The following is a 20,955-nucleotide window of genomic DNA, read 5'->3' as shown; positions in this document are numbered from 1 at the left end:
AGTGCGGAGAAGGCGTGGCGTACGAAGCGGCGCGCCGCAAGGCCGAGACCGCCTCGGTGACGACGCGCTCGATGAGCTCCTCGCACGACGGCAGGTCGTCGAGCACGCCGACGACCTGGCCGGAGGCGAGCACGCCCGCGTCGGTGTCGCCCTCGACGAGGCCGGCGCGCAGCATCGTCGGGGTGTTGGCCGCGAGCGCGAGTTGGGCGAGCGAGCGCCCCTGGGCGTGCTTCATCGCCTTGCCGTCGGCGGCCAGTTGCCTCCAGGTGAGGCCCGACGCCTTCTTGAACTCCAGCGTCCGGCGGACCGTCGGCAGGAGGCGTCTGGCGAACGACGCCTCCTCCAGCTCCTCGACGAGCTCCGTGCGCAGCATCCGGTGCGGCATGCCGTCGACCTTGTCGGTGACGACGGTGCCGTCCAGACCGTAGGAGAGGTAGAGCTCTTTTACTGCCTGCGGCACCGCCGAGTCGGCGGTCAGCAGGAAGCGGGTGCCCATCCCGATGCCCGCCGCTCCGTAGGACAGCGCGGCGGCGAGTCCGCGACCGTCGAAGAACCCGCCGGCTCCGATGACGGGGATGTCGACGGCGTCGACGACGGACGGCAGCAGCAGCGTGGTGGGCACGGCGCCGGTGTGGCCGCCGCCCTCGCCCCCCTGCACCATCACCGCGTCGGCGCCCCACGAGGCGACCTTCTTCGCGTGCTTGGGCGCCCCGATGGAGGGGATCACGACGATGCCGTGCTCCTTCAGCATCGCGATCAGCTCAGGCTTGGGCGCGAGGGCGAAGGAGGCGACCTTGACGCCGTGGTCGATCAGCAGTCGGCAGCGGTCGACGGCGTCGGCAGCGTCGGCAAGGAGGTTGACGCCGTACGGCGCGGTCGTGCGTGAGCGGACCTCGATGACGGCCTTTTCGAGTTCGCCGAGGGTCATCGTGGCCGAGGCGAGGATGCCGAGGCCGCCCGCGTTGGCGGTGGCGCTCACCAGGCGGGGTCCGGCGACCCAGCCCATGCCCGTCTGGACGACGGGGTGCTTGATCCCGACGAGGTCGGTCAGCGGTGTGCGGAGCAGTTGTCCGGTCACGATGCGGCCTTCTCGGGCTCGGGGACCTCGCGCAGCCGCAGGCCCTTCGGGTCGAGCACGTCGCGGATCAGGTGCAGTTCCTCGGAGGTCGGCTCCCGGGTGGTCGCCACCTCTCCCGACGCGGATCGCAGGACGTCGAACGCGAAGCCGGTGGCGGCGACGACCTCCTCCAAGGTCACGCCCGGGTGGAGGGAGAGGAGACGCACGGTGTCGCCCTCCCCCCTGACGTCGAAGACCGCGAGGTTGGAGACGATCCGGTAGATGTCGTTGTACTTCGACGCCGCGACCCCGGCCGTGCGGGCCCGCTTGGGGCCGACCCCGCAGACCACGTCGACGGCTTCGACGAAGACGCGCGGCGAGTGTCGCGGCACCCAGTAGGAGGTGCGGTTGTTGACGGTGTTCCCCGGGGCGCCGCGCGAGCCGAGCAGTTGGCGCGTGGGCTGGGCGAAGTCGCCGAGGGCGGAGATGTTCTGGTTGCCGTCGCGGTCGACCTGGGTGGCGCCCATCATCACGTGGCGCTTGCCGTAGTTGACGATGTCGAAGACCTTGCGGAACGGGATCCATCCCTCGACCACGCCGGTCCTGCCGATCGCGGGGGCGCTGGCCAGCCACAGCGACTCGCCGTCGGAGACGACCAGGTCGGGGTTGGAGGTGAGCTTGGCGAGGCGGGCGCCGATGGTGGGCAGGAGGCCCATGGGGGAGGCGAAGATCTCGCCGTCGTCCGCGAACGCGTCGGCGATGGCGGCAGCGCACACGTCTGCCCGGGTGTGGTCGGTCATGCCTGCTCCTCGTGGAACGCCTTCACGGCGGCCTGGTAGTCGTCCTCGGTTCCGGCCAGGAACCGTTCGTGGAAGGCGGCCCAGTCCTCGTCGGTCCCGGCAGCGGCGGTGGCGTAGGCCTTCTGGAACTTCTCGTCGCGCTCGTAGTCGGGCACGCAGCTGGTGAAGTGGGCGCCGTTCGGGGTCTGCACCACGCCGGTGACCTCGATCCGCGACAGCAGGAGCCGTTGGACCGGGGTGTCGCCGGTGAGCTCGGCGGTGTCGACGATCTGCTCGACCGACAGGAACGTCCGGTCGGCGGCGCGTGCGAACAGGTCGTCGAAGTAGGGGTCCGGGCCGAGGTAGGCCGCGTTTCCGTGCGCGTCTGCCCGGTTGAGGTGGACCAGTGCGACGTCGAGCTTGAGGGCGGGCACGGCGACGAGCTCTTCGTGGGCCCCGTCCTCGTCCGGGTAGGGGGAGGCGACCGTCCGGATCCAGGAGTTGTTGACCAGCACGTCCGACCCCAGCCCGGCGCGGGCCGGCAGGAACGGCAGGCGCTCGGCGGCGGCCCTGAGGCCGGTGTGGAACATCCCCTCGTCGAGCTCGACGACCTCGGGGATCAGCTTGTGCTGGCGCGCGCGCTGGAAGTTGGGCTCCAGGGGGATCGAGTCGAGGGAGACGAAGGCGTAGACGAGCTTGCGGATCTTGCCGGCGCGGGCGAGGAGGCCCACGTCGGCGCCGCCCCAGGACACGACGGTGAGGTCCTGGAGGTCGGAGTTGCAGATCGCCCGGACCAGGGCCATCGGCTTGCGGCGCGGGCCCCAGCCGCCGATGCCGATGGTCATGCCGTTGCTGAGCCGGGAGACGACCTCGTCGATGGAGACGGTCTTGTCACGGGGCTTGCTCGCCATCACTTGCCTGCCTTGTCGGTCCCCACGAAGGAGTCGCGGAGTTCGTCGGAAACGCCGGAGAGGTTGAGTTCGAAGGTGAAGCCCTGCTCGAAGCGGTAGGACTTGTTGACGTCGATGGGGTCGATGCCGTTGAGGGCGGCCTTGGCGGCACGGATGACGCGGGGGTCCTTGTCGGCGACCTCGGCCGCGAGCGCCAGCGCGGCCCGGTCGAGCCGGTCGCGCGGCACGACCTCCACGACCGATCCGTGCGTCACCAGGTCGGCGGCGGGGATGGTCCGGGCCGTGAAGTAGAGGGTGCGCATCAGGTGCTGGGGGACCAGGCGCGCCATGTGGGTGGCCGCGCCGAGCGCGCCCTGCTTGACCTCGGGGACCCCGAAGAACGCGTCGTCGGAGGCGATCACGATGTCGGCGTTGCCGACCAGGCCGACGCCGCCGCCCAGGCAGAAGCCGTTGACCGCGGCGATCACCGGGACCTCGCACTCGTAGACCGCCTTGAACGCCGCGAAGCAGCCGCGGTTGGCGCCGATCAGGGCGTCGAAGCCCTCGGTGTTCTGCATCTCCTTGATGTCGACACCGGCGTTGAACCCCCTGCCCTCGGCCCGCAGCACCACCACCCGCACCGCCTGGTCCCGGCCGGCGGCGGTGACGGCGTCGGCGACGTCGAACCAGCCCCGCACGGTGAGGGCGTTGACGGGGGGAGCGTTCATGGTGACGACGGCAACCCCGTTGTCACGGAACTCGGTTGAAACAGTCATGGCCATCCGATCTGCGGTGGGGACGATGTTGAATCTAATGTTTGTTTGGTACCGTGGCAACATGAGTCTTCACATCGACCTGGGTCGTCGGGTGGCGCTGGTGACCGGAGGCGCCCGTGGTGTCGGACGGGGGATCACCCGCTCCCTGGTGGAAGCGGGAGCGACCGTGGTGACCTGCTCCCGCTCCGACGTGACACCCGTCGAGGGCACGACGCATCGGGTGTGCGACGTACGCGACCCCGAGGCCGTCGCCGACCTGGTCGCCGGGATCGTCGAGGCCCACGGCCGCCTCGACGTGCTCGTCAACAACGTCGGGGGCGCGCCGGTGACGCCCGCGGCGACCACCAGCCCCCGGCTCCACGCCAAGGTGATCGAGCTCAACCTGTTCGCACCGCTTCTGCTGAGCCAGGCGGCCAACGCCGTCATGCAGGGACAGCCCGAGGGTGGCGCGATCGTCAACATCTCCAGCGTCTCGGCGCTGCGGCCCAGCCCGGGCAGCGCCGCCTACAGCGCGGCGAAGGCCGGACTCGACGCCCTGACCCGCTCGTTGGCCGTGGAGTGGGCCCCCAAGGTGCGGGTCAACGCGATCAACGTCGGTCCGGTGCGCCCCGACGACCCGGCCACGGTGACGGACCACTACGGCGGCGAGGCCGGCATCGCCGCCATCAACGCCACCATCCCGCTCGGCCGGATGGCGGAGCCCCGTGACGTCGGCCGGGTCGCCCTCTTCCTGGCGAGCCCGCTGGCCGACTACGTCTCGGGCTCCACGATCGCACTCCACGGCGGGGGAGAGACGCCCGCTTTCCTGACCGCACAGCAGAACCTGGCGAAGGAGCCGACCCCATGACCGACCACCGCCTGCTCGAAGGCCGCATCGCCATCGTCACCGGAGCCGGCCGCGGCATCGGCCGGGCCCACGCCCTCGAACTCGCCCGGCACGGCGCCAGGGTGCTCGTGAACGACTACGGCGTCTCCCTCTCCGGCGAGAAGGGCGACTCGCCCGCCCACGACGTCGTCGCCGAGATCCGCGCGGCAGGCGGCGAGGCCGAGGTCAACGGCGCCGACGTCGCCGACTTCGCCCAGGCGCACGCCATGGTCCACCAGGCGATCGAGACCTGGGGCGGCCTCGACATCCTGGTCAACAACGCGGGCTTCGTCCGCGACCGGATGCTCGTCAACACCTCCGAGGAGGAGTGGGACTCCGTCGTCCGGGTCCATCTCAAGGGCCACTTCGCCCCGCTGCGCCACGCCGGGGCCTGGTGGCGCGAGGAGTCCAAGGCCGGACGCCGGCCGGTCGCGCGCGTCGTCAACACCTCCTCCGGGGCCGGGCTGCAGGGCTCCGTCGGCCAGGCGACCTACTCCTCGGCCAAGGCCGGCATCGCGGCGCTGACCCTCGTCGCCGCCACCGAGTTGGGGCAGTACGGCGTCACCGTCAACGCGATAGCCCCGGTCGCCAGGACCCGCATGACCGAAGGCGCCTTCGACACCTCCGGCATGGCCCTGCCCGAGGACAACGCGCCGATCGTCGCCTGGCTCGCCTCGGTCGGGGCCGGAGATGTGACGGGTCGGGTCATCGAGATCGACGGCTCCAGGATCACCGTGGAGAACGGCTGGGCCCACGGGCCCTCGCACGACCTGGGACGGCGGTGGGAGGCGGCGGAGGTCGGCCCGTGCGTTCGCGACCTGATCGCCAAGGCCCCCGCCCCCGAAGCCGTCTACGGCACGCAGGGCTGAACCGGGGGCGCGGCGTCTGTCAGCAGATGGCGCATGGCGTGGGTGACGACGTCCAAGGAGGGGGGAAGGACGTCGTCGAGCCGCGTGGCGGCGTTGTCGGCCCACAGGCGGACGGCGCCGCCGGCCGCGCCGAGGTAGGCGTAGGCGACCGCGTCGGCGATGGGCCCCCTGGGGGCGCGTTCGCGGATGTGGGCCGCCACGGCCTCGGCCCATCGGACGATGGTGGCGGCGTTCTCGCTGAACAGCTGCGGCGTGTCGGCGATCAAGGCGTCGCGTCGCCGCAGGAGGGCGCGATCGGCCTCCGTGTAGTCACTGCTCGCGAGGATCGCCCCGACGACGCCGGCCAGCAGGTCGGCCTCGGGCGGAACGGCCTGGAGCAGGGCGCCCAACCGGTCGACGCGTTCGACGTAGTCGTGCCAGATGACGGCCGATTTGGTCGGAAAGTAGCGGAATAAGGTGGTCCGGCCGATGCCGAGCGGGGTTGTGATGTCGTCGACCGTGGTGGCGGCGAAGCCCCGGGTCTCGAAGAGGCCGAGAGCGACCTCTTCGATCTCGGCCTTCGTCGTGGCGAGCGGACGGCCCGGACCACGTGGGCGTCGACGCCTCGGTGGGGATGACGGCGCGGACGCGGGCACGGGACGCATGCGGCGATCCTATGTCGGCGAATGCGGTGTCCCGGAAGCAGCCCGCAGATCAGCGGCGGTTCCCCGGCATGAGCAGGACGCCGCGGTCGAGCCTGCCCTGCCTGGAATCGGCGACGAGGCTCTCGAAGTCCTCCAACTCGTAGGTGGCGGTGACGAGTTCGTCGAGAAGGAGCCGGCCCGAACGGTAGAGGTCGAGGTACTTCGGGATGTCCGCCCCCGGCCGGGAGGAGCCGTAGCGGCACCCCAGCACCGACCGGTCCATGTAGAAGGAGGTCGCCGGGACCGTCAGCCTGGCCTCCGGGCCGGCCACGCCGAGCATGATCATCTGCCCGCCCCAGGCGACCATCTCCATCGCCTGACCGGTGATCGCCTCGCCGCCGACGCAGTCGAAGACGTGGCCCGCTCCGCCGTCGGTGAGCTCGCGTACGGCGGCGACCGTGTCGCCCGCGGTCGCGTCGATGAAATGGGTGGCGCCGAAGAGCTGCGTCCTCGACTCCTTCCCGGGGTTCGTGTCGATGGCGACGATGACCGCCGCGCCGGCGATCCGGGCGGCCTGGATGACGTTGAGGCCGATGCCGCCGGCTCCGATCACGACCACGGAGTCGCCCGGCTGGACGCGGGCCCGGTTCAGCACCGCGCCCGCGCCGGTCAACACCGCGCAGCCGATCAGGCACGCGGCCGTCAGGGGGATGTCCTTCGGGATCGGCACCGCCTGTCCGGCCTTGACGACGATCCGCTCGCTGAACGTCGACAGGGCGGCGTAGTTGTGGACCGGGGCGCCGTCGAGTTCGAACGGGGTTGCGGTCTTGCCGAACGACTCCCGGCACATGGTGGGGCGGCCGGACGTGCAGGCCGCGCACTGGCCGCACGTGGCGAGCGTCGACAGCACCACGTGGTCGCCGACCGAGGGCGTGCTGACGCCCGGACCGACCGCCTCGACGACGCCGGCGCCCTCGTGGCCGAGGACGACCGGGACGGGGAAGGGGATCTTCCCGTTGACCACGCTCAGGTCGCTCTGGCACAGGCCGCTCGCGACGATGCGCACCTGGACCTCGCCCGGCCCGGGGACGCGGACCGTGAGGCCGTCGACCAGCTTGTTGCCGACGCCGTCGAAGACAATCGCTTTCACTTCTGACCTCGTTTTTCCATTTGAGTGCCGGGGGCCGAGAACGCCGACGCGGCTCAGCTGCCGACCGCGCGCCGGCCGGCCGTCGCCGCGCCGTCCACGACCAGGTCGTGACCGGTGACGTAGTTGGCCTCGTCCGAGGCGAGGTAGAGGACGCCGGTCGCCATCTGGGAGGGGTTGGCGGCGTAGCCGATGGGCTGGAGCTTGTCGAGCATCTCGACGATTCCGGGCACGTCGGGGACCATGCCGGAGAGCATGGTGCCGGGGGAGATCGTGTTGACCCGGACGCCGAGCGGTGCGAGCTCGATCGCCGCCGCCTTCGACATGGCGATCACGGCGGCCTTGGTCCCGCTGTAGATCGCCATCCCCTCGCTGGGGGAGCTGCCGCCGTTGGAGGCGGTGTTGACGATGACGCCGGAGCCCTGCCCGACCATGACCCGGCCGGCGGCCCTGGTGCCGTAGAAGATGCCGCCGAAGTTGACGTCCACCATGCGCGAGTAGCTCTCGTCGGTGGTCTCGACGAGGGGCGACATGCCGATGAAGCCGGCGTTGTTGCACATCACGTCGAGCCGCCCGTGGCGGGCGACGGTGCCGCTGACCAGGGCGTCGACCTCCGTCGGGTTGCTGACGTCGGTGCGGACGAACTCGACCCCGATCTCCTTCGCGACGGTCTCGCCCTGCTCCTGGTTGATGTCCGCGATGACGACACGGGCGCCCTCGGCGGTCATCAGCTCGGCGATCGCGCGCCCGAGGCCCGACGAACCCCCGGTGACAATGACGATTTTCTCCTGCATGCGACCGGCCATTGAGCAACCCTTCATAAGTTTTCGTATCGGCGAAAAGCGCCTGCTACGACGGCGGCGCGGAGATGCTGGGCGGATTCCCCAGCGAAGGTTTCACCACCGTAGCCAGTGGCTACTTTTGCGTCAATGACAACGTCGCTGCGGGCTCCCGTCAGGAGCCCAGCCTCGCGCGGATCACGCCGGCGGCCGTGAACAGCTGCGGAACGACCGCGTCGGCATTGGCCAGCGCACCGCGCCACGCCAGGGAGACGGCGGCGATCCCCTGGCCCCGGTGGGTGACGGGGACGGCCACGGCGGAGACCCCGTTCCGGTTCCTGGCCTGCTCCGAGGCGACGCCCCGCTGCGCCCGGACCGCTGCGAGCCGCTGGTGAACGGCGTTCTGCTCGCTCTCCGACAGCGCCCTGCGGTGGACGTCGGCCAGGAGGCAGTAGACGGCCTCCGGAGCCATGGTGGCGAGGAGGGCCCGCCCGCCGGCGCTGTCCGCCGCCGGAATGCGCGTGCCCACACCGGTCGGCACGCTGTCGTCGACGAGGCCGCCGACCTTGTCGAGGCAGTAGACGAATCCGCCGGTGAGGACCCAGAGGTGCGCGACGGCGCGGGTGCGCAGGTGGAGCGTGTTCAGCTGTTCATGTGCCGCGACCCGGATCTCCTCCTGGCTGTGGGCCTGAGTGGTGATCAGGGAGGCGCGGGGGCCGAGGGCGTAGCCACGGGCGTCGTGGGTGACCCACCCCTGGTCGATCAGTTGCCCGAGCAGTCGGAACGCGGTGGAGCGGGGCAGGCCGGTGATGCCCGTGAGTTCTTCGAGCAGCAGGTGTCCGGGCGCGTCCACGAAGGCATCCAGGAGCTGGGTGATGCGGCGGACGACGCCGACGCCTGTCGCGGCAGCGGGACGGGGTGCCTTTGCCAGGGTTGCGCTCACTGTGGCTCCTCCCGAACGGTGTGTCGGCGCATGGCACGGACCTGGGCGTCTGTCTCAGTTGTCGGAGCCGGTGATGCTCGGGGTGAGACGCTTCTGGGCCACGTACCCGACGTAGCCCTCGTCCGCGGCGCGGGTGCACCGGTCGGAGTAGCGCTGGAATCCGCCGACGTACATCAGCAGGACCCGCGGCTTGCCGGGGATGTTCGCGCCCACGTACCAGGAGTCGGTTCTCGCGTGCATCGTGCGCGCGGCCACGGCCTCCACCTCGGCGGCCCACTCGTCCTCCAGCTCGGTCGTGGTGCCGAAGCGGGAGATCTGGTTCTCCTGGAGGAAGTCGATGGTCCGCAGGATCCAGTCGACCTGCCACTCCCCGACGGTGATCATCTGCGCGAGAACGGACGGGCTGCCGGGACCGTGCACCATGAACAGGTTCGGGAACCCGGCCGTCGTCAGGCCGAAGACGGTCCTCGGGCCGTCGGCCCACCGGTCGGCGAGTCGGACTCCGCCGACGCCGGTCGGGTTCATCTTCAGCATCGACCCGGTCATGGCGTCGAAGCCGGTGGCGAAGACGATCATGTCGAGCTCGTGCTCGGCGTCGCTCGTGCGAAGGCCCTGTTCGGTCATTTCCACGATGGGGTGCGAGCGGACGTCGACCAGCGAGACGTTGTCCCGGTTGAACGTCTGGTAGTAGCCGGAGTCCACGCAGATCCGCTTGCCGCCGATCGGGTAGGTCTTCGGGCAGAGGAGCTCGGCGGTCTCGGGGTCGTGGACGATGCCCCGGATCTTGTTCCGCACGAACTCGGCGAGGATCGCGTTCGCCTCCGGGTCGCTGGAGGTGTCGGTGAAGGTGCGGATGAACTCGAGTCCGTTCCGGGCGTTCCAGGCGCGCTCCATCACCCCTTCGCGCTCCGCTTCGGTGTAGTCGAAGATGGAGCGCTGCTCGGAGGCGTTGCTCATCAGGACGACCCCGTGGGTCGCCAGCACCTCCTTGCGCCGCTGGGCGTAGTGCTCCTTCCAGTCCCGCTCGTACTCCGGGTCCAACTCCCGGTTGAACGACGGGAGGCTGAAGTTCGGGGTCCGCTGGAAGACGGTGAGGTGGCCGGCCGAGGCGGCCAGTTCCGGGGTGAGCTGGATGCCGGTGGAACCGGTGCCGATCAGGCCGACGCGCTTGCCGGCGAAGTCGACGCCCTCCTTGGGCCACCGGGAGGTGTGGTAGGTCTCGCCCTGGTACCGCTCCGAGCCGGGCCAGTCCGGAACGTGGGAGACGTCGAGGCTGCCGGTCGCCGCGATCACGTACGCGGCCACGAAGCACTCGCCCGAGGCTGTCCCGACGCGCCATTCGTCGGCGGTCTCGTCGAAGGTCAGTTCGTCGACCCGCGTCCCGAACCGGATGTCCTCGCGCAGGCCGAAGCGGTCGGCCACGTGGTTGGCGTACGCCTCCAGCTCCGGCTGCGGCGCGAAGTGCTCCGACCACGACCACTCCTGCTGGAGGGCCTCGTCGAACGAGTACGAGTACTGCATGCTCTCGATGTCGACGCGCGCGCCGGGGTACCTGTTCCAGTACCAGGTGCCGCCGACGCCGTCGCCGGCCTCCAGGCAGACGACCCGCCGGCCCTGTCGGCGCAGGCGGTGCAGGGCGTACATGCCGCTGAAGCCCGCGCCGATGACGACGACGTCGAAGCGTTGGGGGGTACGGTCGTCCGCCGGTCCCGAGGTGGACATGGGTTGCTCCAAGGATCAGATCTGAGCGCGTCGTCGGCTCGACTCGCGCGGGGGTGGGGTGGGGCCTACCAGCCGAGCAGGGAGCCGCCGTCGGCCACGACATCGGTGCCGTTGACGAACGACGCGTCGTCCGAGGCCAGGAAGACCGCGACGTTGGCGGTCTCGGACGGGTCGGCCTGGCGCTTCAGGCCGGTCGGGGTCTCGCCGCCGGCGGTCGTGGGCGACATCGTCGTCCGGAGGTTGCCGGGCAGGACCGCGTTCACCCGGATGCCGGACGACACGAGTTCGATCGCCGCGGTCCTGGTCAGCCCGCGCAGGGCCCACTTGGACATGCTGTAGGACCCGTGCGCGGCGTACGACGTGGTCCCGGCGAGCGAGGAGACGTTCACGATCGATCCGCCCTGCCGGGCGCGCATCGCGGGGACGACGGCCTGGATGCCGAGGAACGGCCCGTGCAGGTTGACGTCGAGGACCTTGTCGAGCTCGGCGAGGGTCTCGTCCTCCAGCAGCTGCCGCCGGTAGACCGCGGCGTTGTTGACGAGGATGTCGAGCCCGCCGAAGGCGGAGGTCGCCAGGGCCACCGCGTCGGCCCAGTCGGACGGGGCCGTCACGTCGAGGTGCGCGTGGACGACGGACTCCCCGAGCTCGTCGGCGAGGTTCTTCCCCAGGTCGTCGAGCACGTCGCCGATCACGACCGAGCAGCCCTCACGCGCCAGGGCCCGGACGATCTGCTCGCCCTGGCCGCGCGCGCCACCGGTGACGATGGCGACCTTTCCTTCGAAGCGGTACGGCATGCTTCCCCATTTCTCAGCGGTGTGCGTGGTTCGACGGCGCGAGCGCGCGTCGGATGGCGGCGGTGTAGTCCGCGTTGACCCGCTGGGAGATCGCGGCCTGCGGGAACGCTCCGGCGGAGCCGTGGAAGGTCCCGGGATACAGGTGCAGCTCGGTGGGCACGCCGGCGTCGGTCAGCCGTTGCGCGTACTCGATCCCCTCGTCGCGGAGCGGGTCGAAGGAGGAGACGGTGATGTAGGCCGGCGGGAGCCCGGCGAGGTCGCGTGCGCGTGCGGGGGCGGCGTACTCCGATGTCCGAGACAGGTCGGCGTTGGTCCCGAGGTAGTGGTGCCAGCTGTCGGCGGCGTTGGGCCGGTTCCACAGCAGGGAGTCGGTGTACTCCGTCGCCGAGACGGTGCGCAGACGGTCGTCCAGAACAGGCGAGTCCAGGGCCTGGAAGCAGACCGCGGGCCCGCCGGCGTCGCGTGCCCTGAGCGCGACGGCCGCGGCGAGTCCCGCGCCGGCGCTGATGCCGGCGACGACGATCCTGGTCGGGTCGATCCCGAGGTCGTTGTCGCCGGCGATCCAGGCCAGTGCGTCGAAGCAGTCGTCGAACGGCGTCGGGAACGGGAACTCGGGAGCGAGACGGTAGTTGACCGACACCACCACGGCGTCAAGGTCGGCGGCCAGGGCCGAGGGAACCCGGACGTCGGTGCGGGCGTCGCCGAAGACGAACCCTCCGCCGTGGAAGTAGGCGACAACGGCAGGCGGCTGCGCCGGGCGGTGCGCCGGCCGGAAGACCACGACCTCGATCTCCGAGCCGTCACGTGCCGACGCCTGCCGGATCTCCACGGCGACCCCTTCGGGGACGGCGGCCATCGGGTCCTCGGCGCCCATCGAGCGGATGACGGCGCGGGCGGCCGCCACGTCGGAGAGTTCGAGACGCGGGAGGAACCCCGTCATCGGCAGGTAGTCGGGGTCGACGGGATGCACCATCATGTCCTCTCCCTTGTGCCTTCGTCGGCACGACCGGCGATCGTCCGCTTCCCGGACCGCAGATATGTGATGGCCGTCACCCGAGCGATCGCATCCGCACCGTAGCCAATGGCTACACCGTCGTCAACCATTGCCAGGGTATTCGACGCCCCGACAATCGGTCGGCGATTTCGTTGACGCACTGGTAGCCGCTGGCTACAGTGCTGTCCACCGCAGCGCAGGTGTCGTGAGCGATCCGCGCGTGCCGCCGGCCCGCAGAACAGTCGGGCAGCTGTCTTGAGCGCCGCTGTTGCCGCAGATCAGGAGGATGAAGTGTCATCAATGGCCTTGTCGATGAAGCCAACGGGGTGGTTTCAGATCGGCTGGTCCACCGACCTCGCGGTCGGTGACGTCAAGCCGCTGCGCCACTTCGGCCAGGACCTTGTCGCCTACCGCGCCCGGAGCGGCCGGCTGGTGGTCCTGAACGCCTATTGCGAGCATCTCGGCGCCAACCTCGGGCACGGCGGCTCCGTGTCCGGCGAGGACATCCGGTGCCCCTTCCACGGGTGGGAGTGGAGCCCGGCCGGGCGCAACACCTGCATCCCGTACCAGGCCACGACCAACCGGGTCCGCAGGATCGGCACGTGGACGGCGGCCGAGCGGGACGGGCTCATGTACCTCTGGCACGACGCCGACGGCGGCGCTCCGCTCTACGACGTGCCGAGCGTTTTCGAGCTCTTCCCCGAATCCGGTCCCGCGACGGGCTTCCACGAGCTGGGCGAGGCCGGCCGCTTCGAGACGCCGGCGCTGCCGATCCATCCGCAGTACGCCGCGGAGAACGGCGTCGACTTCGCCCACTTCAAGTACGTCCACCGCGCGGACGAGATCCCGACGGTGGTCCGCCGCGAGTTCGGCGAGCACGACTTCAGGACCGAGCTCGCCCTGGACTTCAAGCGCCGGGGCGGCGACGGGACGCAGGAGATCGTCGAGGGCCGCACCCGCGCCTCCCTCCTCGGCCTGGGTCTGGGCTTCTCCTACGCCGACGGGGTGGGCGGCATCTGCTCGGTGACCGCGGTGACGCCGGTGGACGACGAGCGCTCCCTCGTGCGGTTCACCGCATGGGCGAGCAAGGAGGACGGCGAGGGCGACGCGCGGGTCGCCAAGCGCCTGCGCAGCGCCGTCGAGCAGTTCAAGGCCGACGTCGCGATCTGGGAGCACCAGCGGTACACCGAGCCGCCGGGCCTGGCCACGGCGGAGGCCGCGGGCTTCCGTGACATCCGCCAGTGGGCCCGTCGCTTCTACCCCGAGGGACACCTCGGAAACGGCGGCGTCGAGCAGAGCGCCGGCACCGACGCGCTCCGAGCGGAGAACGCGTCGTGAGAGAAGCACTGGCACCCGAACACGAGGCCTGGCGCGCCGAGATCCGTGCGTTCCTCGACGCCGAGCTGCCGAAGGAACACGCCTTCAACCCGGAGTTCGACGACTCCCCGGAGCAGTGGGCGATCGCCGTCGAGTTCAGCAGGAAGGTCGCCGCGCAGGGCTGGATCGGCCTGACCTGGCCGAAGGAGTACGGCGGCAAGGGGCTCCCCCCGGTCATGAACCAGATCCTCCTGGAGGAGCTGTACGCGGCCGACGCGCCGATGATCAACTCGGTCGGGATCTTCCTCGCCGCCGGCACCATCCTGGTGGGCGGAACGGAGGAGCAGAAGAAGCGCCTCCTCCCCGACATCGCCGCCATGCGCACGCTGTGGGCCGAAGGGCTCACCGAGCCGGAGGCCGGCTCCGACCTGGGCTCCCTGCAGACGAAGGCTGTCAAGGACGGCGACGACTGGGTGATCACCGGGCAGAAGGCGTTCACCTCGTGGGGACCGATGTCCGACGTCCTCTACGTGGCCGCCCGCACCGACACCGGAGCCGCGTCGCGCAACGCGATCAGCATCTTCATGGTCGATCTGCGCAGCCCCGGCGTCACCCTCCACCCGATGCGCAACTACGGCGGCGGCGTGCAGTCCAGCACCTACCTCGACCACGTCCGGGTGCCGGGGACCTCGCTGATCGGCGAGGAGGGCGCGGGCTGGCAGTACATCATGCGCGCCTTCTACGCCTCGGGGACCGTCGAGCCCATCTACGCGATGCAGGAGCAGCGACTGCACGACCTGGTCGCGCACTGCGGGAGCGTTCCGGGCAAGCTCGACGACCCGCATGTCCGGGCGGGCCTGGCCGAGCTCGCCGAGATGGTCCAGACCCAGCGCCTTCTCGCCTACGAGATCATCGGCAACGCCGCGAACGGACGGAAGACGCCCTGGGACGGCGGCGTCCAACAGGTCGTGGCCAAGGAGTACGAGCCGCTGTTCGCCCAGGTCTACGACCGCGTCCTCGGCCCGACCGCCCAACTCCGGCCGGGTTCGCGGTACGCCCCGCTCCACGGCAGGCCCGAGGCCTGGTACCGGCAGTCGTTCGCCAACCACGCCGGCGGAACGTCCCAACTCAAGCGGATGGTGCTCGCGACGCGAGGCCTCGGCCTTCCCCGATAGGAGCACAGGATGGATCTGACATGGGGCGAGGACTACGCCGCCCTCGCCGAGGTCAGCAAGTCGGTCTTCGCGCGCTACTCCCCGCTGGAAGACCGGGCGAACCAGGTTGCGATCGCTGATCAGATCGCCCAGTTCGCCGAACTCGGGTGGTTCCAACTGGGCGACCCCACCGGCTCCGACCCCGACAGCCCCTCGCTCGGGACGATCGCCGGGATCTTCGTCGAGTCGGGCCGCGCGCTGGCCGCCACACCCCTGCTCGAACTGACCATGGCCCGCGACGCGCTGCTGGCGATCGGCACCGGGAAGGCGCTCGGCGTCGCCGAGAGCATCGGCGACGGCGGGTCCGTGGTCGTCCCGGTGTTCCCCTCCCCCCAGTGGGGCTCGGCGGTCTCGTACGAGAACGGCGCCCTGAACGGCACCGCGTTGGCGGTGTCCTACGCCGATCACGCCGACAGTTTCCTGGTCCACGCCGAAACGGGGGACCACGGGGACCACGGGGACGGCGTGGTCGCCCTGATCGACGCGAGCGCGCCGACCGGCATCGAACCGCTCCCGAACATCGGCGGACACCCGATGTTCGCGCTGACCTTCGACGGCGTCCCCGTCGCCGACGACGCCGTGCTCGCGCGCGGCGAGGAAGCCGACCGCGCGGTCGAGCTCGCCGAGCAGCGCGGCGCGGTGCTGAGCGCCGCACAGGTCCACGGCGCCGGACTGAGGCTGCTCGACATGACCGTGCTGTACGCGCAGCAGCGGCACCAGTTCGGCGGGGCCATCGGCCGCTTCCAGGCGGTGCAGTACCTGTGCACCGACATCGCCATCGCCGCGCACCTCACCTCGGCGCACGCGCGATCGGCGGCCCGCGCCATCGACGCCGGCACCGATCCGCAGCCCCATCTCGGCCTGATGCGCAAGCACGCGGCCAAGGCCGCGCTGCAGATCGTCCACGCGGCCCACGAGGTGCACGCCGGCATCGGATTCATGGTCGAGTCGAACGTCCACCTGTTCACCGACGCAGCCAAGCGCTGGCAGTACGACTTCGGCTCCGCGGCCGTCAACGACGCCGAGATCGTGTCCGCACTCGACCGGATCTGCACAGGAGCATGACCGTGAGCCACATCGGCTACCGCCTGGACGGCGCCGTCGCCGTGATCAGCCTCAACCGCCCGGACAAGCACAACGCCCAGGACGAGTCGCTGCTGCGCGACCTCGACGCACGCTGGCGGCAGGCCGCCGAGGACGACGCGGTCAAGGTCGTCGTCCTGCGCGCCGACGGCAAGCACTTCTCCTCGGGCCACGACCTCAAGACCCCGGCTCCCGGCTACTTCCGGGAGGGCAAGACGGTTCTGGAGAGCGCCTACCGGTGGGAGACCGAGCACTACCTCGGCTACTCCCGCAGATGGCGCGACGTGCCGAAGCCCTCGATCGCAGCGGTCCAGGGCGCCTGCGTCGCCGGCGCGCTCAACCTGATCTGGCCCTGCGACCTGATCGTCGCCGCCGACAATGCCTACTTCAGCGACCCGGTCGTGCAGTTCGGCGTCGGCGGCGTCGAGTACCACGCGCACACCTGGGAGCTCGGCGCCCGGCGCGCCAAGGAGATGCTGTTCACGGCCCGCAAGTTCACCGCCGACGAGGCCTTCGCCGCCGGCATGGTGAACCGGGTGGTCCCGCTCGACGAACTCGACACCCGGACGATGCAACTGGCCCACGAGATCGCGGAGATGGACCCGTGGGCGCTGGCCACGGCCAAACGCGCGGTCAACCAGACCCTCGACGTCATGGGCCAGCAGGCCGCGCTGCAGTCGGCCTTCGATATCCACTGGCACGGACACGCCAACGCGCTGCTCCGTACCGGCTACCCGCTCCTGACGCCGGACCCGCTTCCGTCGAAGGCACGTACGAAAGAGGCAGACGCGTGAACACAGACATGCCACCCGCCGACGCGACCTCGCTGTGGGGACTGCTGACGCTGCGGGCTGCCGCCACCGGCGACGCGGTCGCCGTCATCGACGAGTCCGACTGGCGCCTGACCTTCGCCGAGCTCGTCTCGGCGGCCGAGCGCGTCGCGGCGGGGCTGCTGGCCCGGGGCGTCGAACCCGGAGCCACGGTGAGCTGGCAGCTGCCCACCCGCATCGACACCATCGTGCTCAGCCTGGCGCTGTCACGTCTCGGCGCCGTCCAGAACCCGATCATCCCGCTCTACCGGGCGCGCGAGGTCGGGGCCATGATCGAGCAGTGCGGGTCGCGGTGGCTGATCATGCTGCCCGAGTTCCGCGGGTTCGACCATGGGGCGATGGCCGACGAGCTGCGCGGCGCGAGCGACGGCCGGCTCGAACTCCTCATCCTCGGGGACGAGTTGCCCGAGGCCGACCCGACCGCTCTCCCCGCCGCACCGCTCGGCAACGACGAGGTGCGCTGGATCTACACCACCTCCGGCACCACCTCGGCGCCCAAGGGCGTCTGCCACACCGACAGCACCCTCATCGCAGGCGGCGTCGCACTCGCCGACGCGATCGGGGCCCGTCCCGACGACGTCGGCACCATCCTGTTCCCCTACGCCCACATCGGCGGCCCCGACCTGCTGATCACCTCGCTGACCAGCGGCATGTCGCTGCTGCTGATGGAGGTCTACGAACCGGTCGCCGCCGTCGAACTCATGCGCCGCAACGCCGTGACCATCACCGGCGGATCGACCCCGCACTACGCCCTCCTGCTCGACGAGCAGCGGAAGACCCCGGGCACCCCCGTGGTCCCGACCCTGCGCATGCTGACCGGCGGCGGGGCTCCGATGCCGGAGAAGCTGTTCCGCGACGTGCTTGACGAGGTCGGCGTCCCGGTCCTCCATGCCTACGGCATGACCGAGTCCCCGATGATCGCCTCGGCCCGGATGAGCGACACGGTCGAGCAGCTCGCCACCACCACGGGACGCCCCGTGCTCGGATGCGAGGTGCAGATCCGCTCCGAGGACGACGACGTGCTCGCCCCCGGCGCGGAAGGCCGGGTGTGGCTGCGCGGCCCCATGCTGTTCAAGCACTACATCACCGACGGCGGGATCGCCCGTCCCTTCGACGCCGACGGCTGGATGTTCACCGGTGACACCGGAAGGCTTGAGCCGAGCGGGCATCTGGTCCTGGTCGGCCGGGAGAAGGACCTGATCATCCGCAAGGGCGAGTCGATCAGTCCGGTGGAGATCGAAGAGGTGCTGGCCGGCCACCCCCAGGTGGCCGAGGTCGCCGTCGTCGGCCTGCCCGACGACCGTGCGGGCGAGCGCATCTGCGCCGTGCTCGTCCTGCGTGACGGCACCCCCGGCATCGGGGTCGGCGAGATCAGGGACCACTGCCGCGATGCCGGCCTCTCGCCGGTGAAGTTCCCCGAGGACGTCGTGATCGTCCCGGAGATCCCGAAGACCCCGACCTTGAAGATCCGCAAGCAGAGTCTGCGGCAGTCCGTCATCGAGCAACGGGCCGCCTCCGCCACGGCGTGAGCCCCCGCTCGCCTGCCGCCACCAGACATCAGATCAAGAGGAGGGCCCCATGCCATCACGCAACTACCTGGAGTGCGCCGTCGAGTGCGCGGATGTGAACGCCCTGCGAATGGCGCTCTACCAGGCAACCCGCGATCCGGAGATCGCCGCGGTCACTCCGCAGCGCGCGTTCGGCCCGGTCGGCGACACCGTCGTGTTCTCCCCCGACGACATCGCGCTCATCCGGGCGAAGGCCGTCGACTACCTGCTCACCGAGCCCGACGAGGCCGCGCTCCCCGTCCCGTCGCGGGAGGAGATCGTCGACCTGCTCCAGATGGCCGAGGCGCGCGAGCTCGGCCCCGACGACCTGATCATGCGCCACCACATCCCGGCCTTCACCGACATGCCCTTCCAGGCGCAGTGGACCGGGGAGAAGAGGGCCCCGCACGACTACCACGTGGCGATCGTCGGCGCCGGCTTCGCCGGCATCGCCATGGGCGTCCAACTCGCCCAGCTGGGTGTCCCGTTCACGATCTACGAGCGGCGCGCCGAGGTCGGCGGCGTGTGGAGCATCAACACCTACCCCGACGTCCGCGTCGACACGCTCAGCTTCAGCTACGAGTACTCGTTCGAGAAGAAGTATCCGTGGACCGAGTACTTCGCCCGGCAGGCGGACGTCCGCGCCTATCTTGATTACGTCGCGCGCAAGTACGGCGTCCACGAGCACATCCGGTTCGGCTCCGACGTCCAGGTCGCCCGCTTCGACGGGGCGACGCAGCGCTGGACGCTGACGGTGCACGGCGAGGACTCCAGCGCCGACGTCACGGCGAACGTGGTGGTCGCCGCCAGCGGCGTGTTCGCGACGCCGCGCGACCTGCCGGTGGAGGGGGCCTCCGGCTTCACCGGAGAGATCGTGCACACCGCCCGGTGGAGCAACGACGTCGAGTTCGCCGGGCGGAAGGTTGCCATCATCGGGAACGGGTCGACCGGCGTCCAGCTGCTGTCCAAGGTGGCCGAGAAGGCCGAGTCGGTGACCGTCTACCAGCGCACGCCGCAGTGGATCTCCCCGCGCGCCCACTACGGGGCCCCGATCGCCGGGGAGCTCCAGTGGCTGATCCAGCACATGCCGTACTACTGGAACTGGAACAAGTACGCCGCCGGACTGGGCACCATCGACCTGCGCAACGTGCTCATGCCGGACGAGGAGTGGATCGCGAACGGCGGCGCCGTCAGCGAGCGCAACGACATGCTGCGCGAGCTCCTGGTCGGCTACATTTCCCACCAGGTCGACGGGCGGCAGGACCTCATCGACCGACTCGTTCCGGACTACCCGCCGATGACCCGGCGACCGGTCGTCGACAACCACTGGTACGCCTCGTTGACCAGGAACAACGTGGAGCTCGTCACGACCCCGATCGACCGGATGACCGGGACCGCGATCGTCACGGCCGACGGCCGGGCCCGCGACGCGGAGCTGGTCATCGCCGCGGTCGGCTTCCAGACCGAGAAGTACATCTGGCCGACGCAGTACCACGGTCCCGACGGCGCGACGCTGGAGGACGTCTGGGCGGCTCGGGGGGCCCAGGCCCATCTCGGCATGACCGTCCCGGGGTTCCCGAACCTGTTCATGCTCTACGGCCCCAACTCGCAGCCGGTGGCGAGCGGATCTGGACTGCCCGTGTGGTTCGAGATCTGGACCGGCTACATCGCCCAGTGCATTGTCGGGATGATCGAGCACGGCCGTTCGGCGATGGCGGTTCGCCAGGACGTCTTCGAGGACTTCAACGACCGGTTGCACGAGGAGGCGCAGAAGCTCATCTACCTCTCGCCGAGCTCCGCGATCGAGAAGAACTACTACGTCAACGCGTTCGGCCGGCTGCAGATGAGTGCACCGTGGAACGGCGAGAAGTTCTACGAGATGTGCGCGGGCCCGGAGGACTCCCACTTCCACTTCACCCCGGCGGTCGAGCAGTAGGCCCCCGCAGCTGCATTAATAATGGGCAGCATTAAACTTGCCTCCATGACCACCAGCGCGGGCAGCGACACCAAGGACAAGCTGATGCGCGCGGCCGAGCGGCTGTTCGCCGTGGACGGGGTGCACACGGCCCAGCTGCGCGACATCGTCCGGCTGGCCGGTCAGAGCAACCCGTCGGCGGTGCACTACCACTTCGGCTCCCGGGAGGGGCTGTTCGAGGCCGTGATGCGCGCCCGACAGCAGCGGGTCGACCGCGTCCTCACCGAGCGGCTGGCCGCGCGGCAGGCAGACCGCGCGCGGGCATCCGACGGTGAGGCCGACCCCCTGGCGGAGGCCGTCACGCTGCTGGTGGAGACGGAGGCCACCGAGCTGGCCCAGGAGCGCGGCTGGTACGGGCTGCTGATCAACGCGCAGTCCAGTCGCGAGAGCGGCGTGCGCACCGGCACGCCGCACCCCTTTCTCGTCGGGACCCCCTACTGGGAGCTGTTCACCGGCATCGCCGACCTCCTGGCCCGGCGCTACCGGCTCGACGAACCGGTCCGCCTGGAGCGCCTGGACCTGGCGCTGACCGTCATCGGCGCAGCGCTCGCCGACCGTGCCCGCCAGTACCTGGACGGCAGGACCCCGCTCACCGGCGAGCGCTTCTTCCTCGACGACCTCGCCGCCACCACCACGGCGCTGCTGCGGGCCCCTCTGCTCGCGTCACCGCCGACCCCATGACCTCCGCGACGGCGGGCGAGAGGCCGGTCGGCCCCCGTGCTCGTTCGTCAGGACACCCGAGTGAGAGAGA

Annotated in this window: 20 protein-coding genes; 9 read left to right on the top strand and 11 right to left on the bottom strand. The window is 70.4% G+C overall.

Annotated features, from left to right (window positions below; genetic code table 11):
• The 4 genes from ACFP2V_RS30790 to ACFP2V_RS30775 all read right to left on the bottom strand — a co-directional run.
• Positions 1-1,006, bottom strand: a 1,006-nt coding sequence (locus ACFP2V_RS30790) for an NAD(P)H-dependent flavin oxidoreductase (protein WP_381218582.1), incomplete at its 3' end; no start/stop codon positions are given.
• Positions 1,007-1,074: 68 nt separating this feature from the next.
• Positions 1,075-1,857, bottom strand: coding sequence for a CoA-transferase subunit beta (locus ACFP2V_RS30785; protein ID WP_055628909.1), 783 nt, complete (start codon positions 1,855-1,857; stop codon positions 1,075-1,077).
• Positions 1,854-2,747, bottom strand: coding sequence for a CoA transferase subunit A (locus tag ACFP2V_RS30780; protein ID WP_055628908.1), 894 nt, complete (start codon positions 2,745-2,747; stop codon positions 1,854-1,856). Before ACFP2V_RS30780 ends, ACFP2V_RS30785 begins: the two co-directional genes overlap by 4 nt.
• Positions 2,747-3,502 carry an enoyl-CoA hydratase family protein gene (locus ACFP2V_RS30775; RefSeq protein ID WP_381218573.1) on the bottom strand — a complete coding sequence of 252 codons (756 nt, stop codon included), beginning with the start codon at positions 3,500-3,502 and terminating at the stop codon, positions 2,747-2,749. Before ACFP2V_RS30775 ends, ACFP2V_RS30780 begins: the two co-directional genes overlap by 1 nt.
• A 61-nt stretch (positions 3,503-3,563) precedes the next feature.
• Here ACFP2V_RS30775 and ACFP2V_RS30770 point away from each other — a divergent pair, with 61 nt between their 5' ends.
• Both ACFP2V_RS30770 and ACFP2V_RS30765 read left to right on the top strand, forming a co-directional pair.
• Complete coding sequence (locus ACFP2V_RS30770; RefSeq protein ID WP_055628906.1) at positions 3,564-4,349, top strand: SDR family oxidoreductase; 786 nt, start codon at positions 3,564-3,566, stop codon at positions 4,347-4,349.
• The gene (locus ACFP2V_RS30765) at positions 4,346-5,236 is read left to right on the top strand and encodes an SDR family oxidoreductase (protein WP_055628905.1); all 891 of its coding nucleotides are present in this window, start codon (positions 4,346-4,348) and stop codon (positions 5,234-5,236) included. Before ACFP2V_RS30770 ends, ACFP2V_RS30765 begins: the two co-directional genes overlap by 4 nt.
• Here ACFP2V_RS30765 and ACFP2V_RS30760 read toward each other — a convergent pair.
• The 7 genes from ACFP2V_RS30760 to ACFP2V_RS30730 all read right to left on the bottom strand — a co-directional run bounded on the left by ACFP2V_RS30760 (position 5,218) and on the right by ACFP2V_RS30730 (position 12,220).
• The gene (locus ACFP2V_RS30760) at positions 5,218-5,880 is read right to left on the bottom strand and encodes an acyl-CoA-like ligand-binding transcription factor (RefSeq protein ID WP_055628904.1); all 663 of its coding nucleotides are present in this window, start codon (positions 5,878-5,880) and stop codon (positions 5,218-5,220) included. The genes ACFP2V_RS30765 and ACFP2V_RS30760 overlap by 19 nt on opposite strands.
• A 49-nt stretch (positions 5,881-5,929) precedes the next feature.
• A complete protein-coding gene (locus ACFP2V_RS30755) occupies positions 5,930-7,009 on the bottom strand; it encodes a Zn-dependent alcohol dehydrogenase (RefSeq protein WP_381218572.1) in 1,080 nt (359 codons plus the stop codon).
• Positions 7,010-7,062: 53 nt separating this feature from the next.
• Positions 7,063-7,812, bottom strand: a complete 750-nt coding sequence (locus tag ACFP2V_RS30750) for an SDR family NAD(P)-dependent oxidoreductase (protein WP_381218571.1) — start codon at positions 7,810-7,812, stop codon at positions 7,063-7,065.
• Between the two features lie 148 nt (positions 7,813-7,960).
• Entirely contained in the window at positions 7,961-8,728 is a 768-nt protein-coding gene (locus ACFP2V_RS30745) for an IclR family transcriptional regulator (protein ID WP_381218570.1), read from the bottom strand.
• Between the two features lie 54 nt (positions 8,729-8,782).
• Positions 8,783-10,450: a flavin-containing monooxygenase gene (locus ACFP2V_RS30740; RefSeq protein WP_381218569.1), complete on the bottom strand. Its 1,668-nt coding sequence runs from the start codon at positions 10,448-10,450 to the stop codon at positions 8,783-8,785.
• A gap of 65 nt (positions 10,451-10,515) precedes the next feature.
• Positions 10,516-11,244 (bottom strand): SDR family NAD(P)-dependent oxidoreductase, encoded by a 729-nt coding sequence (locus ACFP2V_RS30735; RefSeq protein WP_381218568.1) that lies wholly within the window; start codon positions 11,242-11,244, stop codon positions 10,516-10,518.
• 13 nt (positions 11,245-11,257) lie between these two features.
• Complete coding sequence (locus ACFP2V_RS30730; protein WP_381218567.1) at positions 11,258-12,220, bottom strand: alpha/beta hydrolase; 963 nt, start codon at positions 12,218-12,220, stop codon at positions 11,258-11,260.
• 330 nt (positions 12,221-12,550) lie between these two features.
• Between ACFP2V_RS30730 and ACFP2V_RS30725 the strand changes: the two genes are divergently transcribed.
• Genes ACFP2V_RS30725 through ACFP2V_RS30695 form a run of 7 tightly spaced genes read left to right on the top strand, consistent with a single transcriptional unit; the run spans position 12,551 to position 20,885 of the window.
• A complete protein-coding gene (locus ACFP2V_RS30725; RefSeq protein WP_381218566.1) occupies positions 12,551-13,576 on the top strand; it encodes a Rieske 2Fe-2S domain-containing protein in 1,026 nt (341 codons plus the stop codon).
• Positions 13,573-14,730 (top strand): acyl-CoA dehydrogenase family protein, encoded by a 1,158-nt coding sequence (locus ACFP2V_RS30720; RefSeq protein ID WP_055628898.1) that lies wholly within the window; start codon positions 13,573-13,575, stop codon positions 14,728-14,730. The genes ACFP2V_RS30725 and ACFP2V_RS30720 overlap by 4 nt, the downstream gene beginning before the upstream one ends.
• Before the next feature lie 9 nt (positions 14,731-14,739).
• Positions 14,740-15,834 carry an acyl-CoA dehydrogenase family protein gene (locus ACFP2V_RS30715; RefSeq protein WP_381218565.1) on the top strand — a complete coding sequence of 365 codons (1,095 nt, stop codon included), beginning with the start codon at positions 14,740-14,742 and terminating at the stop codon, positions 15,832-15,834.
• 2 nt (positions 15,835-15,836) lie between these two features.
• Positions 15,837-16,646, top strand: a complete 810-nt coding sequence (locus tag ACFP2V_RS30710) for an enoyl-CoA hydratase (protein ID WP_381218564.1) — start codon at positions 15,837-15,839, stop codon at positions 16,644-16,646.
• Positions 16,643-18,211: a class I adenylate-forming enzyme family protein gene (locus ACFP2V_RS30705; protein WP_381218563.1), complete on the top strand. Its 1,569-nt coding sequence runs from the start codon at positions 16,643-16,645 to the stop codon at positions 18,209-18,211. The genes ACFP2V_RS30710 and ACFP2V_RS30705 overlap by 4 nt, the downstream gene beginning before the upstream one ends.
• Before the next feature lie 49 nt (positions 18,212-18,260).
• Complete coding sequence (locus ACFP2V_RS30700; RefSeq protein ID WP_055628895.1) at positions 18,261-20,165, top strand: flavin-containing monooxygenase; 1,905 nt, start codon at positions 18,261-18,263, stop codon at positions 20,163-20,165.
• A gap of 45 nt (positions 20,166-20,210) precedes the next feature.
• A complete protein-coding gene (locus ACFP2V_RS30695; protein WP_055628894.1) occupies positions 20,211-20,885 on the top strand; it encodes a TetR/AcrR family transcriptional regulator in 675 nt (224 codons plus the stop codon).
• Positions 20,886-20,955 lie beyond the last annotated feature (70 nt).

The organism is Streptomyces incanus (assembly GCF_042656345.1).
Classification (GTDB): Bacteria; Actinomycetota; Actinomycetes; order Streptomycetales; family Streptomycetaceae; genus Streptomyces; species Streptomyces incanus.
The sequence above is the reverse complement of the archived record's forward strand: the minus strand, read 5'-3'. Positions and strand labels throughout refer to the sequence as shown.

What these genes read in the sequence shown, in the direction of transcription:
- ACFP2V_RS30785 (WP_055628909.1), bottom strand. Translation starts at nt 1,857, where the DNA reads ATGACCGACCACACCCGGGCAGACGTGTGCGCTGCCGCCATCGCCGAC.
- ACFP2V_RS30780 (WP_055628908.1), bottom strand. Translation starts at nt 2,747, where the DNA reads ATGGCGAGCAAGCCCCGTGACAAGACCGTCTCCATCGACGAGGTCGTC.
- ACFP2V_RS30775 (WP_381218573.1), bottom strand. Translation starts at nt 3,502, where the DNA reads ATGACTGTTTCAACCGAGTTCCGTGACAACGGGGTTGCCGTCGTCACC.
- ACFP2V_RS30770 (WP_055628906.1), top strand. Translation starts at nt 3,564, where the DNA reads ATGAGTCTTCACATCGACCTGGGTCGTCGGGTGGCGCTGGTGACCGGA.
- ACFP2V_RS30765 (WP_055628905.1), top strand. Translation starts at nt 4,346, where the DNA reads ATGACCGACCACCGCCTGCTCGAAGGCCGCATCGCCATCGTCACCGGA.
- ACFP2V_RS30760 (WP_055628904.1), bottom strand. Translation starts at nt 5,880, where the DNA reads ATGCGTCCCGTGCCCGCGTCCGCGCCGTCATCCCCACCGAGGCGTCGA.
- ACFP2V_RS30750 (WP_381218571.1), bottom strand. Translation starts at nt 7,812, where the DNA reads ATGGCCGGTCGCATGCAGGAGAAAATCGTCATTGTCACCGGGGGTTCG.
- ACFP2V_RS30740 (WP_381218569.1), bottom strand. Translation starts at nt 10,450, where the DNA reads ATGTCCACCTCGGGACCGGCGGACGACCGTACCCCCCAACGCTTCGAC.
- ACFP2V_RS30735 (WP_381218568.1), bottom strand. Translation starts at nt 11,244, where the DNA reads ATGCCGTACCGCTTCGAAGGAAAGGTCGCCATCGTCACCGGTGGCGCG.
- ACFP2V_RS30730 (WP_381218567.1), bottom strand. Translation starts at nt 12,220, where the DNA reads ATGATGGTGCATCCCGTCGACCCCGACTACCTGCCGATGACGGGGTTC.
- ACFP2V_RS30725 (WP_381218566.1), top strand. Translation starts at nt 12,551, where the DNA reads ATGAAGCCAACGGGGTGGTTTCAGATCGGCTGGTCCACCGACCTCGCG.
- ACFP2V_RS30715 (WP_381218565.1), top strand. Translation starts at nt 14,740, where the DNA reads ATGGATCTGACATGGGGCGAGGACTACGCCGCCCTCGCCGAGGTCAGC.
- ACFP2V_RS30700 (WP_055628895.1), top strand. Translation starts at nt 18,261, where the DNA reads ATGCCATCACGCAACTACCTGGAGTGCGCCGTCGAGTGCGCGGATGTG.
- ACFP2V_RS30695 (WP_055628894.1), top strand. Translation starts at nt 20,211, where the DNA reads ATGACCACCAGCGCGGGCAGCGACACCAAGGACAAGCTGATGCGCGCG.